This is a genomic window from Streptomyces sp. ActVer, assembly GCF_027270795.1.
Lineage (GTDB): Bacteria > Actinomycetota > Actinomycetes > Streptomycetales > Streptomycetaceae > Streptomyces > Streptomyces umbrinus_A.
The window spans coordinates 1-15,034 of record NZ_JAPWHT010000249.1 but is presented as its reverse complement, the minus strand read 5'-3'; the positions used below and the strand labels follow the sequence as shown (position 1 = coordinate 15,034).

Below are 15,034 nucleotides of genomic sequence, written 5' to 3'. Positions count from 1 at the left end.
GCCCAGGGCGCCGACCGGGACGTCGGAGCCGGTGGAGGCAAGGCCGCCCGTCACGCCGCCCGTGGTGGAGCCGGTCGTGCCCGCGCCACCGGTCGTGCCGCCGGTCGTGCCTCCCGTGGTGCCGCCCGTCCCGCCGTTGGACGACGTCGGGTCGGGGTCCGGGAGTTCGGCGTCGTCGGACAGGGCCACCGAGAGGTCGACCGGGTCGAGTTCGGCGCCTGCCTGGTAGAAGCCGCCGAAGGCCTCCGCGCCGGCCCTGGTGAGGGTGGCGGTGACGTCGTCGAGGGTGATGACGTCGTTCTTGGCCGTCAGGTCGGCGGACTTGGGCTTGAGGTCGGCGAGGGTCACGTCGGCGGACTTCTCGCCGAGGCTGTCGACGTCCGCGGTCAGCTTGCCGGAGCCTCCGTCGACCTCCGCCTTGAGGTCGCTGAGGGTGAGGTCGAGGCCGTAAGTGCCGTTCGTCTCATGGCCCTTGAAGTTGACCGAGCCCTTGAAGGATGCCTTGAGGGTGTCCTCGTCCGTGTCGTAGGTGCCGGTGGCGTCGGGGAACGTGAAGATCCCGTTGCCGGACGCCTGCGAGGCGCCGCCCGAGACGGTGATCCTGCCCTTGGCGACACCGTCCACCACGTACGTACGGAAGGACTGCTTGACGCCCCAGCCGAGGGTGCCGTCGGTGATGTCGCCCTTGGTGGCGGCCTCGGTGGGCGACGGCGTCGGGCTCGTGGTCTGCGACGGGGTGGTGGACGGGGTGCCCGAGGGGGTGGTGGACGGCGTCGTGGAGGGGGTGGGCGAGGGGGTCGTGGAGCCCGTGGGCGTAGGCGTCGGCGACTCGGTCTTCTTCTCCACGACCGTCAGGGGGTCGCCTGCGGCGCCGGAGTAGCTGGAGCTGCCGAAGACGTCGCCCGCCTCCTTGGTCAGCTTGGTCGCCATGTCCGTCATCGTCCGGGTGACGGTGACCTCGGCGAGCGGCACGTCCTGCTGGGTCGTACCGCTCTTCGTCACGTCCGCGGTGAGTCTCGCGGCCTTGCTGTCGAACTTCACGTCGGACAGGGCGAGTTCGAAGCCGTGCAGCTTGGAGACGATCTTCAGGCCGCCCTCGAAGCCGAGCGCCACGGTGTGGGCCTCGGAGTCGTAGGCCCCGGTGCCGTTGACGAAGGTGAACGCGCCGTTGTCCTTGGCCTGCGTGGCGCCACCCTCGGGCGTGAAGCTGCCGGCCGCCATCCCGGTCACGTACGTGCGGTACGACTGCTTGATGCCCCAAGTCAACTCGTAGCCCTTGAGGGGCACTTCGGCGGCGGACGCGGACGTCGCGGCGAGTGCGGTGGCGCCGAGCGTGACAGCGGTCGCGCAGGCTGCGGCGAGGGCTATGGGGCGGCGACGGTTGGCGGCCATGGTCGTGGGTTCTCCTCGGTTCAGTGTGGGAGTCCGCTCAACTTGCGGACGGCGCTGGGAAGTTCAGTTCTCTTCGGAGGCGTCGGCGGCGGGCTGCGCACGACGCCTGCGGATGATCACGAAGGCCGCGGCCACCGCGATCAGGGAGGCTGCCGCGAGGCCGATGGGCAGGACGGATACGTCCGAATCGCTCGCGGTGGCCTCGGTCTTCGGCTCGGCCGTCTTCTGCTCGGCTGCCGCGGCTTCCGGGGTGGCCGACTCCGCACTGCCCAGGTCGGGCAGGGCGGGCAGTTCGGCACTGTCGGTCAGGGCGACGGCGAGGGAGACCGGGTCCATCTCCGTGCCCGCCTTGTACATCCCGCCGAAGGCCTTGGCGCCGTCGGCGGTGAGCTTCGTGGGCGCCTCGGTCACCTGGGCGAGGCCGTCCTTGGGCTTGAAGTCCTTGGCCGTGAAGGTGACCAGGGGGACCTTCTTGGTCGTGCCGTTCGCCTTGGCCGTACTGCCCGTGTCCGCGCCGCCCGCACCGCCGGCGCCGGTGACGTCGGCGTAGAGCGTGCCCTTTCCGTCGTCCGTGACCTCGGCCCGGAGCGCGCCGAGCTTCAGATCGAGGCCCTGCTCGCCGGTGAAGCGGACGGCTCCGGCGAAGGCCGCGTCGAGGGTCTGCCTCTTCTCGTCGTACGTGCCCGAGCCCTTGGGGAAGCGGAAGAGCGCACCGCCGTCCTCGGCTCCGTCGGTGAGCTTCCACTCGCCCTTGGCGATGGACCCGGTGACGTACTCGCGGAAGGTCCGGCGCACGCCCCAGTCGACGGCGCCGTTCTCGATCCGGCCCGAAGTCTCCTTCTTCGCCTTGGACTTGGACGGGGAGGGGGACGGCGTGCGCGACGGCTCGGCGGCGGCTGCGGCCCTGACGTCCGCCGAGAGACTGACCGGGTCGAGGGCGGTGCCGGCCGTGTAGTACCCGGCGAAGGACTTGGCGCCCTGGGCGGTCAGGGTGGCGGGCAGGTTGTTCAACTGGACCGCGCTGCCGCCGCCCTTCATGTTGATGCCGCCCAGGGAGAGGGAGGCGAAGGGCACCCGCGAGGACGTCGTGACCGCCCCGGTGCCCTTCGCCTTGCTGATGACGTCGACGTACAGGGTGCCGCCGTTGCCGGAGAGACGGACGGTGGGGCGGCTGATCGTGAGGTCGAGCTGATACGTGCCGTCGTCCTTCTTGTGCCCGAGGAAGTGGACACCGCCGGAGAAGCCGGCGTTGAAGGCGCCCGAGGCGCCGTCGTACGTGCCGGTCGCCGAGTGGAAGCGGAACTGGCTGCCGCCGACCGTGGCGGCGCCGCCGGTGAGGGAGAAACTGCCGTTCGCTATCGGGCCGGTGACGTAGCTCTGGAAGGAGGACTTGATGCCCCAGTCCAGGCGGCCGCCCTGCACGGTTCGGCTTGCCGCCTGGGCTGTTCCGGCCGGCAGCAGCGCCGCGAGTACTGCCGCGCAGAGCAGGGTCACGTAGGTGCGTAGGTGCGGGCGCGAGGGCATTCGGGTCCTCCGGGGCGCGGGATCTGGCCAGATCCGGGGCGGTTCTGGCAAGAAAGGTAAGGCTAACCTAAGCTATGTCTTCCGATGCGGGAAGCGTCGGATGAGACAGAAGAGGGGACTGCGGTTCGTTTGTCGGCTGCGGACCGTGGGGGCCAGTCGCGCAGTTCCCCGCACCCCTAAGGGGCGTAGCCCCTCCGAAGGGCGCCCGTGCCCTGTCGGCGAACCGAAAGGAACCACGCGACCGTGCGACGTCTGCGTACTCGAGTGGCGGGGGCACTGCTTGCGGTGCTCGCGCTCACGGTGACGGCCTGCTCCTCGGACAGTTCGCCGGAAGGAGCGCCGGCCGCCAAGGCCGAGGCCGCCGCCGATCGGGTCGAGCCGCTCGCCGACACCCCGGTCCCCCAACTCCCGGTCACCGTGCGCTCGGCCGACGGCAGGAAGGTCACCGTCAGGGACGCCGGGCGGATTGTTCCGCTGTCGGGGAGTCTCAGTGAGATCGTCTTCACGCTGGGGCTCGGGGACCGGGTCGTCGCCCGTGACATCACCGCCACCTTCGCGCAGGCGGAGAAGCTGCCGGTGGTCACGCGCAATCACGACGTCTCCGCGGAGAGCGTCCTGTCCCTCAAGCCCGATCTCGTGCTCGCCGAGACCAGCACCGGGCCCGACGAGGCGATGGACCAGATCCGTGACGCGGGTGTCCCCGTTCTCGTCGTCGACCCGGCGAAGGGTCTCGACGACGTGGGCCCGCGGATCGGGACGGTGGCCCGCGCCCTCGGCGTACCGGCCGCGGGCGAGGAGCTCACGAAGCGCTCCGAGGATCGGATCGCCGCCGTACGCAAGGACATTCCGAAGAAGACCGACAAGCCGCGTGTCGCCTTCCTCTACCTCCGCGGCACCGCCTCCGTCTATCTGATCGGCGGCAAGGACTCGGGGGCCACCTCGCTGCTCGAAGCGGCGGGAGCGGTGGACGGCGGCGCCGAGTCGGGTCTGGGGAAGGACTTCACCACGATCACCACTGAGGCTCTCGCCGAGGCCGCCCCCGACGCGATCCTCGTCATGTCCAAGGGCCTCGAGTCCGTCGGCGGCATCGACGGTCTCGTCAAGATCCCCGGCGTCGCCCAGACCCCCGCCGGAATGGAGCGCCGGGTCGTCTCGATCGAGGACGGCGTCCTCCTCAACTACGGCCCCCGCACGGACGAGGTACTGAAGTCCCTGGTCGACCAGTTGTACGGGGACGCCAAATGACCGTGACCGACAAGGGCGCAGCCCCCGATTCCGGAACAGAGGCCGGGACGGAGGTCGAGACAGAGGCTGCGGCGCCGAAGGCGTCGACCGACCGTGAACGGCCCGCCAGACCCCGACGCGGCGCTCCCTGGCTGCTCACCGTCGGGTCGGCCGTCCTCCTCGGCCTCCTCACCCTGGCCTCCGCCGGGCTCGGCGCGTACGAGATCTCCCCCGGTGACGTCCTGTCGTCCATCGCGCACCGGGCCGGAGTCGGCGGCAGCGAACTCGCCCGGGTCCCCGAGTCCGTGCTCTGGAACGTGCGCTTCCCGCGGATCGTGCTCGCGCTGCTCGTCGGTGCCTCGCTGGGCTGTGCGGGCGCACTGATGCAGGGCGTGTTCGGCAATCCGCTCGCCGAACCGAGCGTCATCGGCGTCTCGTTGGGCGCGGCGGTCGGCGCGGTCGCCGCGATCTCGCTCGGCCTGAACTTCCTCGGCAACTGGACCCTCCCGGCCTTCGCCTTCGTGGCGGGTCTCGGCACGGCTCTGCTGGTGTACTCGATGTCCCGCTCGGGCGGCCGTACGGAGGTCGTGACGCTGATCCTCACCGGAATCGCGGTGAACGCCTTCGCGGGGGCGCTGATCGGCCTGTTCATCTTCCTCGCGGACACCGCGGCGGTGAACCAGATCACCTTCTGGCAGCTCGGCTCGCTCTCCCAGGCCACCTGGCCGAAGGTGCTCGCGGTGCTGCCGTGCGCGGCCCTCGGCCTGGCCGTCGCGCCCTTCTACGCACGGAAGTTGGACCTGCTGTCCCTCGGCGAGCGGCCCGCCCGGCATCTCGGTGTGGACGTCGAGCGACTGCGTGTCGTGCTGATCCTGGTCGTCGCGCTGCTCACGGCCGCGGCCGTGAGCGTCTCCGGAGTCATCGGCTTCGTCGGTCTCGTCATCCCGCATCTGCTGCGCATGGCGGCGGGCCCCGGCCACCGTTTCCTCATTCCCGGCAGCGCGCTCGGCGGTGCGGTGGTCCTGCTCGCGGGCGACCTCGCTGCCCGTACCGTCGTGGAGCCCGCGGAGCTGCCGCTCGGGGTGCTCACCGCGCTCTTCGGCAGCCCGTTCTTCTTCTGGCTGCTGCGCAGGACCCGTCGCAGGCAAGGAGGCTGGGCGTGAAGCTGCTCGGACTGATCGGAACGCGGCCCGCGCCTCCGGGCCCCGTGCACCCCGGCGACGTACTCGCCGAGGCCGAGGCCCTGCACGTCCGGCTCGGTGGCCGCGAGGTGCTGTCCGGCGTGGACGTCACCGCCCGCGCGGGCGAGGTGCTGGCCCTGGTCGGGCCCAACGGGGCGGGAAAGTCCACCCTGTTGGGCGCGCTCGCCGCCGATCTCCCGGCCGCCGCAGGAGTCGTACGCGTCCACGGTCGCCCGGCGTCCGACTGGTCGGCGCAGGAACTGGCCCTGCGCCGGGCGGTGCTCCCCCAGTCCGCCGCGCTCTCCTTCCCGTTCGCGGTCGAGGAGGTCGTACGGATGGGCCGGGCGCCCTGGGCCGGACGGCCCGAGGAGTACGCAGAGGAAACAGACGACGCCGCGGTGGCCTCGGCCATGGCCGCCACCGAGGTCACGGACTTCGTAGGTCGCCCCTTCTCGGCGCTCAGCGGCGGTGAGCGGGCCCGGGTGGCGCTCGCCCGGGTGCTCGCCCAGCGCACCCGGCTGCTGCTGCTCGACGAACCGACCGCCGCCCTGGACCTGCGCCACCAGGAACTGGTGCTCCGGGTCTGCCGCGCAAGGGCGCACGCCGGGGACGCGGTGGTCGTGGTGTTGCACGATCTGGGGCTCGCGGCGGCCTACGCGCACCGGGTGGTGATCCTGCGCGCCGGGCGTGCGGTGGCCGACGGACGGCCGGCCGAGGTCTTCACCGACCGACTGCTTTCGGACGTCTACCAGCAGCCGGTCGAGGTGTTCCCGCATCCGCGCACCGGCGAGGTCCTGGTGGCTCCCGTGAGGGGTTCTTGACCGACCTTTGACCATTTCGTGGGGGGCGGATTGAGCCACCGTGATCAGGCCGTGGCCTTGCGTCACCGATGAGAGCTGAATCACTGGACGGGCGGCTTTCAGTCAGGTAAGCCTCAGATAAGTTAGGGCAGCCTCACCGAGAACCTGTGTCTCCCCTGTGACCCTCTTGGAGCCTGTATGCGAGCCGTTCGACTCTCCGTCGTCACCGCTGCCGCGACCGCGGCGGCGCTGGCCGCTGTCACGGGCTGCACCGAGAAGAGCGATGCCTCGGGCGGCGACGACCGCGTCGTCAAGGTGACCGCCACGGACTCCAAGTGCGAGGTGTCGAAGACGAAGTTCCCGGCCGGGAACATCCAGATAGACGTCGAGAACAAGGGCTCCAAGGTCACCGAGGTCTATCTCCTCTTCCCGGACGACCGCATCGTCACCGAGCGCGAGAACATCGGCCCCGGCACCAAGCAGAAGGTCACCGCCGAGGTGAAGGAGGGCGACTACCGGATCGCCTGCAAGCCGGGCATGAAGGGCAAGGGCATCCGTCAGGACGTCACGGCCACAGGCAGTGGCAAGGTCACCAAGCGCGACCCGCGCCTCGACTCGGCCGTCGCCGCCTACCGCGAGTACGCGCAGGAGCAGGCCGACGAGACCCTGCCCAAGGCGAAGGTCTTCGCCGCGGCGGTCAAGGCCGGCGACATCGAGGCCGCGAAGAAGGCGTACGCCGACTCGCGCATCGGCTGGGAGCGGACCGAGCCCGTCGCCGAGTCCTTCGGTGACATCGACCCGAAGGTCGACGTGCGCGAGGACGGCCTGGAGGAGGGCCCGGACGGTAAAAGCACAGAGAAGGACTGGACCGGCTGGCACCGCCTGGAGCGCTCGCTCTGGCAGGACAAGAAGCTCACCGACCGCGACTCCGAGCTCGCCGACCAGCTGGTCACCGACCTCACCGACTGGCAGAAGCGGGTCGGCAAGGCCGAGATCACCTCGACCTCGATGGCCAACGGCGCCAAGGAGCTCCTCGACGAGGTCGCCACCGGCAAGGTCACCGGCGAGGAGGAGCGCTACTCGCACACCGACCTCGTCGACTTCAAGGCGAACGTCGAGGGCGCGGAGAAGTCGTACGCACTGCTGAAGCCGGTCGCCTCGGAGAACGACGCGGCGCTGACCAAGGAGCTCGACGCACAGTTCGCGGCGCTGAACACGCTGCTCGACAGGTACCGCAAGGACAAGACCTCCTACGACTTCACCTCGTACGACAAGGTCGGCAAGGCCGACCGCAAGGAGCTCTCCGACGCGGTGAACGCGCTCGCCGAGCCGCTGTCCAAGCTCGCCGCCGCCGTCGTGAAGTAGGACGTTACGCAAGAGGGGCCCTGGCACCATGACGGACACCACGAACACGACGAACACGACGGAAGCCACCGGCGGGACCGACGGAAGCACGGGCCGGAGCGAGGAGACGGCGGAGTCCGTCTCCCGTGCTCCGTCGCGGCGCTCACTGATCGGCTGGGGCGGTGCCGGGCTCGCGCTCGGGGCCGCCGCGGCCGGCGGTGCGGTGGCGATGGCCCGCAACGGCGACGACACGGAACCGACCGCGGCCTCGACGGGCGCCGCGGTCGCCTTCCACGGCACGAACCAGGCGGGCATCGCCACCCCGGTGCAGGACCGGCTGCACTTCGCCGCGTTCGACGTGAAGACGACGGACCGGGCCGCGTTCGTCCAGCTGCTGAAGGACTGGACCGAGGCCGCGCGGCGGATGACCGCCGGGCACGCGGTCGGCGAGGGCGCGTACGGCGGTCTGGCCGAGGCGCCGCCGGACGACACCGGTGAGGCGCTGGGCCTCAAACCGTCACGGCTGACCCTGACGATCGGCTTCGGCCCGTCCCTGTTCGACAAGTTCGACCTCGCGGACCGGCGGCCGGAAGCCCTGGTCGACCTGCCGAAGTTCGCGGGCGACAACCTCGACGGGAACCGCAGTGGCGGCGACCTGTGTGTCCAGGCCTGCGCGGACGACCCGCAGGTCGCGGTGCACGCGATCCGCAACCTCGCCAGGATCGGCTTCGGCAAGGTCGTCGTCCGCTGGTCCCAACTGGGCTTCGGCAAGACGTCCTCGACGACTCCGGAGGCCCAGACCCCTCGCAATCTCATGGGGTTCAAGGACGGCACCCGCAACATCGCGGGCACGGAGACGGACCGGCTGAAGAAGTTCGTGTGGGTCGAGGAGAAGGACGGCCCGGCGTGGATGGTCGACGGCTCGTACCTCGTGGCCCGGCGCATCCGCATGAACATCGAGACCTGGGACCGTACTTCCCTCCAGGAGCAGGAGGACATCTTCGGCCGTGACAAGGGCGAGGGCGCTCCGGTCGGGAAGGCGAAGGAGCGGGACAAGCCGTTCCTGAAGGCGATGAAACCCGACGCGCACGTACGGCTCGCGCACCCCGACACCAACGCCGGGGCCACGCTCCTGCGCCGTGGCTACTCCTTCACGGACGGCACGGACGGCCTCGGCCGCCTGGACGCGGGCCTGTTCTTCCTCGCGTACCAGCGGGACGTACGCAAGGGCTTCATCCCGGTGCAGCGGAGCCTGGCGGCCGACGCGCTCAACGAGTACATCCAGCACGTGGGTTCAGCGGTCTTCGCCGTCCCGCCCGGCGTCCGCGACAAGGACGACTGGTGGGGCCGGGCCCTGTTCTCGAAAGACTCGAAGGACTCGAAGGATTCCAAGAGCTCCACGAACTCCAAGGAGGCGTAGGCCGTGTTCGCGAACTATCTGATCGGCCTGCGCGAGGGCCTGGAAGCCAGCCTCGTCGTCTGCATCCTCATCGCGTATCTGGTGAAGACGGACCGGCGGGACGCCCTGAAGCCGATCTGGATCGGCATCGCCGTCGCGGTGGGTCTCGCCCTCGGTTTCGGGTGCGCGCTCGAATTCGGCTCCCAGGAGCTGACGTTCGAGGCGCAGGAGGCGCTCGGCGGCTCGCTGTCGATCATCGCGGTCTGCCTGGTCACCTGGATGGTCTTCTGGATGCGGCGTACGGCCCGCCATCTCAAGGCCGACCTGCACGGCAAGCTGGACGCGGCGCTGCAGATGGGCACGGGCGCGCTGGTCGCGACCGCGTTCCTGGCCGTGGGCCGCGAGGGCCTGGAGACGTCCCTGTTCGTCTGGACGTCCGTACGCGCGTCCAGCGACGGAACGGAAGGCCCGCTGATCGGCGTGCTGCTGGGCATCGCGACGGCGGTCGTGCTCGGCTACCTCTTCTACCGGGGCGCCCTGCGCATCAACCTCGCCAAGTTCTTCACCTGGACCGGCGCGATGCTGGTCGTCGTGGCCGCGGGTGTCCTCGCGTACGGCTTCCACGACCTCCAGGAGGCCGACTTCCTGCCGGGGCTGACCAACAAGGCCTTCGACATCAGCGAGACCATCCCGCCGGACAGCTGGTACGGCACGCTCCTCAAGGGCGTCCTCAACTTCCAGCCGGATCCGACGGTCCTCCAAGTCGTGGTGTGGTCCCTGTACTTGGTACCGACCCTCGCCTTCTTCCTGGCCCCTTCCCGGTCCGGCGATGCACGACCGAAGACACCCGCGCCGGTCCGCGCCCCGTAGGGGCGCGGGGCTGCGACATGTGCGGCTCCGCCGCGCGGGCGCGACCAGCCATGACGAACCCGCACCCGACAAATCCCCGCGGAGCGCTTCGCATACTGGATCACGGTGCGGCAGCACTACGTGATCCCGCCACCCAGGCGCCGACAGGCCCCGGTAGGGTTCCCCTCCGGGAAAGGGGAAAGTGACGGTGACGGTACCCATGCGCAGGGATCACGGCCCACGTAGGCCTCGCAGGCTTGGCCGGAGCGCGCTGACGGCGGCGTCGGTGACCGTGCTGTCGGTGACGGCGAGCGGGTGCGTGGTGGTGCACGGGGAACGGGAGATTCTCCCCGGGGCCACGAAGACCGAGGCCGCGCGTGCGCTGAAGGACTTCACGGCCGCCTACAACGAGGCCAACGGCGCCAACGACCCGTCCCTGGACGCGGACCGGGTCACCGGTGCCCTCGGGGACATCGATGGCGCGAAGCTGAAGGCCGGCGGCAAGAACCAGCCGGGCGGCAACCCCGACTACGTGCCGCTGGCGCTGAGCGACACCGAGTTCACGATCCCGAAGAAGGCCGGCTGGCCGCGCTGGTTCGTCACCGACTCGAAGGCCAACAAGGGCCGTGGCGAGGACCGTTGGCTGCTGGTGTTCACCCGTGGCAGCGCCGACGACGTGTGGCAGGTCTCGTATCTGACGATCGTCGCCGCCGAAGAGGTGCCGGACTTCAAGAAGGACCAGGACGGCTGGGCGGAACCGGTCACGGCGACCGCGGCGGACCTGGCGGTCGCGCCCGGGGACCTCCCCCAGGACTACGCGACCTACCTCAAGGACGGCGGCGACACCTTCGCCGCGGGCACCCACACCACGAAGTGGCGCTCCGACCGTACGAAGAGCGCGAGCCGCCCCGGCCTCGCCCAGCAGTACATCGACGAGCCCCTGGCCTCCGGCGACTACGCCCCGGTGGCCCTGCGCACCACCACCGGCGGCGCCCTCGTCTTCTTCACCACCCGCCACTACCAGAAGCAGACCGCCGCCCAGGGCGTCCCCATCAACGTCACCAACGCCGACGTCAAGGCCCTCATGACCGGCGAACCCAAACAGTCCCTGACCCTGGAATCCATCTCCAACCAGGCAGTACTGGACCCGTCCAAGGACGCGGCGAACCAACAGGTGGAGTTCCTGGGCAGAATCCAGGGCCTGACGGCGGCGAAGGGCGAGTAAGGGGGGCGTCCCACCGATTCAGGGGCGCGGGGCGCGAGGCGCGAGGACCGGCGCACCTCTAGGGGCGCGGGGAACTGCGCAGTCTTTTGGTTTCAGGGGCGCGGGGAACGGCGCTGTCTTGTCTTGGGGGCGCGGGGAACGGCGCAATCTTTTAGGGGCGCGGGGAACTGCGCGACCAGCCACAGGCGGCCCGCAGACAAAGCAAATCAGCGAGTCAGGGGGCGGGGCGTCAGCCCCGAAGGGGCCACGCCGCAACATGGTCCCGCTCAACCCCCGCATACCGAGCACACTCATCGGTAAGCACCTCAAGCAACGACAAAGGATCCGGCAGCGCATGCTCCGGCCCCCGCACCCACTCCACCGTCAAATCACCGGGCAACCGCGCCGGAGGCACCAGCACATAGGACCCCCGGCAATGCCACCGCAACCCCGGATGCTCATCCATCGTCTCCGGGTGACAGTCCAGCTCACACGGCCACCACTCGTCCTCGTCCTCGGGCGTACCACGCGTAGCCGTGAAGAAGAGCATCCGGTCACCCCCGGACACCGCAACGGGCCCGACCTCGACACCGAGGTCGAGCAACCGCTCCAGCGCCTCCTGCCCCGCCTCCAGCGGAACGTCCAGCACGTCGTGCACCATGCCGGTCGCGGTGATGAAGTTGGCGAGCGGCTGATGCCGCGCCCACCGCTCGATCTGCGCCCGGTCGGTAGTGGACTGCGTCTGCCAGGCAAAGGACACGGGGTGCCGCGCGGGGGTGGGACACCCGACCCGGTCACAGGAACATCGGTAGGCGGAGGGATGGGCGGCGGGCGCGAGCGGCAGCCCGGCTCCGGCGGCGGCAAGCAGCAGTTCCTCACGACCCGAGGATTCGTCTCCCGAGTCCGTACGAGGCCGTCGGCCACGCAGCCACTGGGAGATCCTGCCCTGCCCGCCCGAGCGGCGGCCCATCTCTGCGCTCATCGATCCCCTCGCCCTGGCTGTTGTGCGGACAGCATGCCCTATGGTCCCACCATCCTGCGCCACAGGGGGCCTGAGCCCACATCCGGGGTAGGCGGGACGATGCCCGACCGGGTCATCGATCGAGTGTCATTACATACTTTGAGACGATTTGCCCGCCTACGGTGTCGGCATGGTCACACGGACTGCGCTGACGGCTGTCGCGGGTCTCGCGTCGCTGGCCCTCGTCGGGCAGGGCGGGGCGATCACCCCGCTCGAATGGGACGCCGGCCCGCTGACGGTGTCCGCACTCCCCCGCATCGTCCACACCGCACACCGCGGCGGCGCCCGGGAGGTGCCGGAGAACAGCATGTCCGGCCTCGTGGCCGCGTACGAGCGCGGAACGGCCCAGGTGCTCGACCTGGACACCCGGATGCTGCGCGACGGGACGATGGTGGTCATGCACGACGCGACCCTGAACCGCACGACCTACATGGGCGGCCCGGTGGACGCGCTCGACCGGCGGGACTGGGAGGGGGTCCGGTTGCGCCCCGGGGACGGGCTGCCGGGGAGCTGGCGCTCCGAGCGGCCGCCGACGCTCGCCGAGGTGCTGGACCGTTTCGGCGGACGGACGGTGCTGATACTGGAGGCCAAGGACCCGCGGAGCCTGCCGACCCTCGCCGCGATGATCAGGTCACGCGGCCTGACCCGCTCGGTGCTGGTCAACTCCAACCACCCGGCGGTGGCGCGGCGGGCCCACCGCATGGGCCTGGTCTCACAGTTGTGGCGGTCGGCACGGCAGATGCGTACGGACCGGCCCGAGCGGTGGCGGTCGTTCGTGGACGTCCTGGACGTGGACCACAAGGCCCGCGACCGCGATCTCGTAACGGCGGTCAGGTCCGGCATCCCCCGCGTGTGGGCGCACACCGTGGTGACCCCGGCACAGCGCGACCGTGCCCTCGCCCTCGGCTGCGACGGGATCATCACGGACGCGCCTGGACGGCTGGCGCGGGCGGAGGGCCGACGGGTGAGGGGCCGGTGGGCGAGGGGTCAGCGGGGGGCGAGGCCGTAGAGGGCGTACTCGACGAGCTTGTCCGTGTACTCGTGCGTGATGGGGCCCGTGTACTGGAGCCAGCGCTGGGCGAGCGGCGAGACGAAGAGTTCCAGGGCGATGCGCGGGTCGATGTCGGTGCGTACGGCGCCTTGCTCCTGGGCGGCGCGCAGGCGCTTCACATACAGCTGGAGCTGGGGTTCGAGGAGCTTGCCGACGAACTCCCGGCCGACCTGTTCGTTGACGACGCCCTCGGCCGCCAAGGCCCGTGACGGCGCCTCGAAGGTGGGGTCGAGCAGTTCGTCGACCGTGGCCCTCAGCACCAGCTTGAGGTCGGCCTCCAGGTCGCCGGTGTCGGGGATCTCGTACGCCGCGTGCTCCCCGATGACCTCCGGGCGGGCGGCCGCCTCCGCCGCCTGGGCGCTCAGGTCGATGAACGCCTCCAGCAGGACGTCGGCCTTCGACGACCACCACCGGTAGATCGTCTGCTTGCCGACGCCCGCGCGGGCTGCGATGCCCTCGATGGTGGTCTTCGGGTAGCCGACCTCGCTCACGAGCGCGAGGGCGGCGTCGTAGATCGCCCGCCGGGACTTCTCGCTGCGGCGGCTGGAGTCGGGGGCGGGCTTCTGCGGGGGCTGGGCGGACGTGTGAGCCATACCTTCAAATTTACCAGCCCGACAAGACGCTCCGTCTCGCCGAACGGCGTTTCCTCGCCCCCGCCGCCCCTGCCCTCCCCCACTCTCGGCTTCGCTCGAGCGGGGCCCCATCTTCCCCTGGGGGCTGACGCCCCCGGACCCCCGCTCAAGATCAGCCCCTCCGGCGTTTGAGGAGCGGGGGTTCGGGGGCGGAGCCCCTGAGGAAGTGACGGGAATGGGCAGGGGCGGCGGGGGCGAAAACAACCCGTTCGGCTCCCGCCGAGAGGCCCGCTCGCGGCGCACCATGGGCACCAACTGCCCCCGCGGTACCCGCGGTCCACGTGAGGAGCCCGCACGGCGAGGCGCAGGAGTTCTTCGGGCGCCCGGTGATCAGGCTCAGCTTGACGAACCCTCGACACCGAACACCCGTCCACCCACCCATCTTTGCGGGTGGAACGGAGGCCAACTTGACACCTAGTACCCCAGAAGGGCGCAGCGACACCGCTAGGGTCGCCTCGTCCGACAACATGGTTGGCGGACCTACCGCCGGACGGGCGGGAAGTGACGCCTGTGGAGGCTCATGCAAGACCAACCCCCCTCGGGGGTCGGCAGGGGCCTATGAAGCAGGAACCCGCGGTGGTATCGCGAGCGATACGGACCGGAATCTCCTGCCCTTGGGCAGAAGAGGGCGTCAATACCACCTGGACACGGCGCTCGATGACGCGGCGGACGAGGTCCTGTGGATCCGGGTGCGTGCTCGCCCGGGAGCCGGAACGGCTCAGCCGGACTGGGGCGGCCAGGCGTCGCCCCAGTCCGCGTCGCGGGCCGCCTTGTAGAGGAGGCCGTGGCGCTTCGTCACGGTCGAGCGGCGCAGTTGCTCCTCGGTCTCGCACAGGTCGAGGAGCACCTGCCCCTTGCGGATCTGCGGCCGCCGTACGACCCGGGAGGGGGCCGGGGTCGCCGGGAAGCGGGTGGCGGCGACATAGCTGAACTTCTCGTCCTCGTACGCCAGTGAGCCGCCCTTGACCTGCCGGTGCAGCGAGGAACGGCTGACCCGGGCCGAGAAGTGGCACCAGTCCTCGCCGGGGACGATCGGGCAGGCGGCGCTGTGCGGGCAGGGGGCGGCGATGTGGAAGCCGGCGCCGATGAGGCGGTCGCGTGCCTCGATGACGCGGGCGTAACCGTCCGGTGTGCCGGGCTCGATGATCACGACGGCCTGGGCGGCGGTCGCGGCAGCGTCCACGACTTCGGTGCGGGCCTGTTCCGTGAGCTCGCCGAGAACGTACGACACGGTGACGAGATCAGTGCTCTCGATGGTGAGCGCCGCTCCGATTCGAGAGCGCTGCCACTCGGCGGACTTCAACAGCGGGTTCCGCGAGGCGAGTTCACGGCCGAGGGCGAGCGCGGGTTCGGCCCAGTCGAGCACGGTCACCGGCCGCTCCTCGGGCCAGGTGGCGCTCACGGCCCAGGTCA

General features: G+C 70.4%; 13 protein-coding genes. 8 read left to right on the top strand and 5 right to left on the bottom strand.

Annotated features, from left to right (window positions below; translation table 11 throughout):
- Positions 1–1,392 (bottom strand): HtaA domain-containing protein (locus tag O3Q52_RS32635; RefSeq protein WP_269652283.1); only part of this gene is annotated, 1,392 nt, incomplete at its 3' end.
- A gap of 63 nt (positions 1,393–1,455) precedes the next feature.
- Positions 1,456–2,916, bottom strand: coding sequence for an HtaA domain-containing protein (locus O3Q52_RS32630; protein WP_269652282.1), 1,461 nt, complete (start codon positions 2,914–2,916; stop codon positions 1,456–1,458).
- 243 nt (positions 2,917–3,159) lie between these two features.
- Between O3Q52_RS32630 and O3Q52_RS32625 the strand changes: the two genes are divergently transcribed.
- The 7 genes from O3Q52_RS32625 (at position 3,160) to O3Q52_RS32595 (ending at position 10,938) form a co-directional block, all read left to right on the top strand.
- Complete coding sequence (locus O3Q52_RS32625; protein ID WP_269652281.1) at positions 3,160–4,161, top strand: hemin ABC transporter substrate-binding protein; 1,002 nt, start codon at positions 3,160–3,162, stop codon at positions 4,159–4,161.
- Positions 4,158–5,303 (top strand): iron ABC transporter permease, encoded by a 1,146-nt coding sequence (locus tag O3Q52_RS32620; protein ID WP_269652280.1) that lies wholly within the window; start codon positions 4,158–4,160, stop codon positions 5,301–5,303. The genes O3Q52_RS32625 and O3Q52_RS32620 overlap by 4 nt, the downstream gene beginning before the upstream one ends.
- Entirely contained in the window at positions 5,300–6,142 is an 843-nt protein-coding gene (locus O3Q52_RS32615) for a heme ABC transporter ATP-binding protein (RefSeq protein ID WP_269652279.1), read from the top strand. The genes O3Q52_RS32620 and O3Q52_RS32615 overlap by 4 nt, the downstream gene beginning before the upstream one ends.
- A gap of 177 nt (positions 6,143–6,319) precedes the next feature.
- Positions 6,320–7,486, top strand: coding sequence for an iron uptake system protein EfeO (efeO, locus tag O3Q52_RS32610; protein WP_269652278.1), 1,167 nt, complete (start codon positions 6,320–6,322; stop codon positions 7,484–7,486).
- Between the two features lie 28 nt (positions 7,487–7,514).
- The gene (gene efeB / locus O3Q52_RS32605; protein WP_269652277.1) at positions 7,515–8,885 is read left to right on the top strand and encodes an iron uptake transporter deferrochelatase/peroxidase subunit; all 1,371 of its coding nucleotides are present in this window, start codon (positions 7,515–7,517) and stop codon (positions 8,883–8,885) included.
- Positions 8,886–8,888: 3 nt separating this feature from the next.
- The gene (gene efeU, locus O3Q52_RS32600) at positions 8,889–9,734 is read left to right on the top strand and encodes an iron uptake transporter permease EfeU (protein ID WP_269652276.1); all 846 of its coding nucleotides are present in this window, start codon (positions 8,889–8,891) and stop codon (positions 9,732–9,734) included.
- Positions 9,735–9,933: 199 nt separating this feature from the next.
- Positions 9,934–10,938: a hypothetical protein gene (locus tag O3Q52_RS32595; protein ID WP_269652275.1), complete on the top strand. Its 1,005-nt coding sequence runs from the start codon at positions 9,934–9,936 to the stop codon at positions 10,936–10,938.
- Positions 10,939–11,167: 229 nt separating this feature from the next.
- Here the strand turns inward: O3Q52_RS32595 and O3Q52_RS32590 are convergent, their stop codons facing one another.
- Entirely contained in the window at positions 11,168–11,899 is a 732-nt protein-coding gene (locus tag O3Q52_RS32590) for a bifunctional DNA primase/polymerase (RefSeq protein ID WP_269652274.1), read from the bottom strand.
- Positions 11,900–12,068: 169 nt separating this feature from the next.
- Between O3Q52_RS32590 and O3Q52_RS32585 the strand changes: the two genes are divergently transcribed.
- Positions 12,069–12,947: a glycerophosphodiester phosphodiesterase gene (locus O3Q52_RS32585; protein ID WP_269652273.1), complete on the top strand. Its 879-nt coding sequence runs from the start codon at positions 12,069–12,071 to the stop codon at positions 12,945–12,947.
- Here the strand turns inward: O3Q52_RS32585 and O3Q52_RS32580 are convergent.
- Both O3Q52_RS32580 and O3Q52_RS32575 read right to left on the bottom strand, forming a co-directional pair.
- Positions 12,926–13,582, bottom strand: coding sequence for a TetR/AcrR family transcriptional regulator (locus O3Q52_RS32580; protein WP_269652272.1), 657 nt, complete (start codon positions 13,580–13,582; stop codon positions 12,926–12,928). The two genes, O3Q52_RS32585 and O3Q52_RS32580, sit on opposite strands and share 22 nt — an antisense overlap.
- A 757-nt stretch (positions 13,583–14,339) precedes the next feature.
- Positions 14,340–15,034 (bottom strand): small ribosomal subunit Rsm22 family protein (locus O3Q52_RS32575; protein ID WP_332112969.1); only part of this gene is annotated, 695 nt, incomplete at its 5' end.

What these genes read in the sequence shown, in the direction of transcription:
- O3Q52_RS32630 (WP_269652282.1), bottom strand. Translation starts at nt 2,916, where the DNA reads ATGCCCTCGCGCCCGCACCTACGCACCTACGTGACCCTGCTCTGCGCG.
- O3Q52_RS32620 (WP_269652280.1), top strand. Translation starts at nt 4,158, where the DNA reads ATGACCGTGACCGACAAGGGCGCAGCCCCCGATTCCGGAACAGAGGCC.
- efeO (WP_269652278.1), top strand. Translation starts at nt 6,320, where the DNA reads ATGCGAGCCGTTCGACTCTCCGTCGTCACCGCTGCCGCGACCGCGGCG.
- efeB (WP_269652277.1), top strand. Translation starts at nt 7,515, where the DNA reads ATGACGGACACCACGAACACGACGAACACGACGGAAGCCACCGGCGGG.
- O3Q52_RS32595 (WP_269652275.1), top strand. Translation starts at nt 9,934, where the DNA reads ATGCGCAGGGATCACGGCCCACGTAGGCCTCGCAGGCTTGGCCGGAGC.
- O3Q52_RS32590 (WP_269652274.1), bottom strand. Translation starts at nt 11,899, where the DNA reads ATGAGCGCAGAGATGGGCCGCCGCTCGGGCGGGCAGGGCAGGATCTCC.
- O3Q52_RS32585 (WP_269652273.1), top strand. Translation starts at nt 12,069, where the DNA reads ATGGTCACACGGACTGCGCTGACGGCTGTCGCGGGTCTCGCGTCGCTG.
- O3Q52_RS32580 (WP_269652272.1), bottom strand. Translation starts at nt 13,582, where the DNA reads ATGGCTCACACGTCCGCCCAGCCCCCGCAGAAGCCCGCCCCCGACTCC.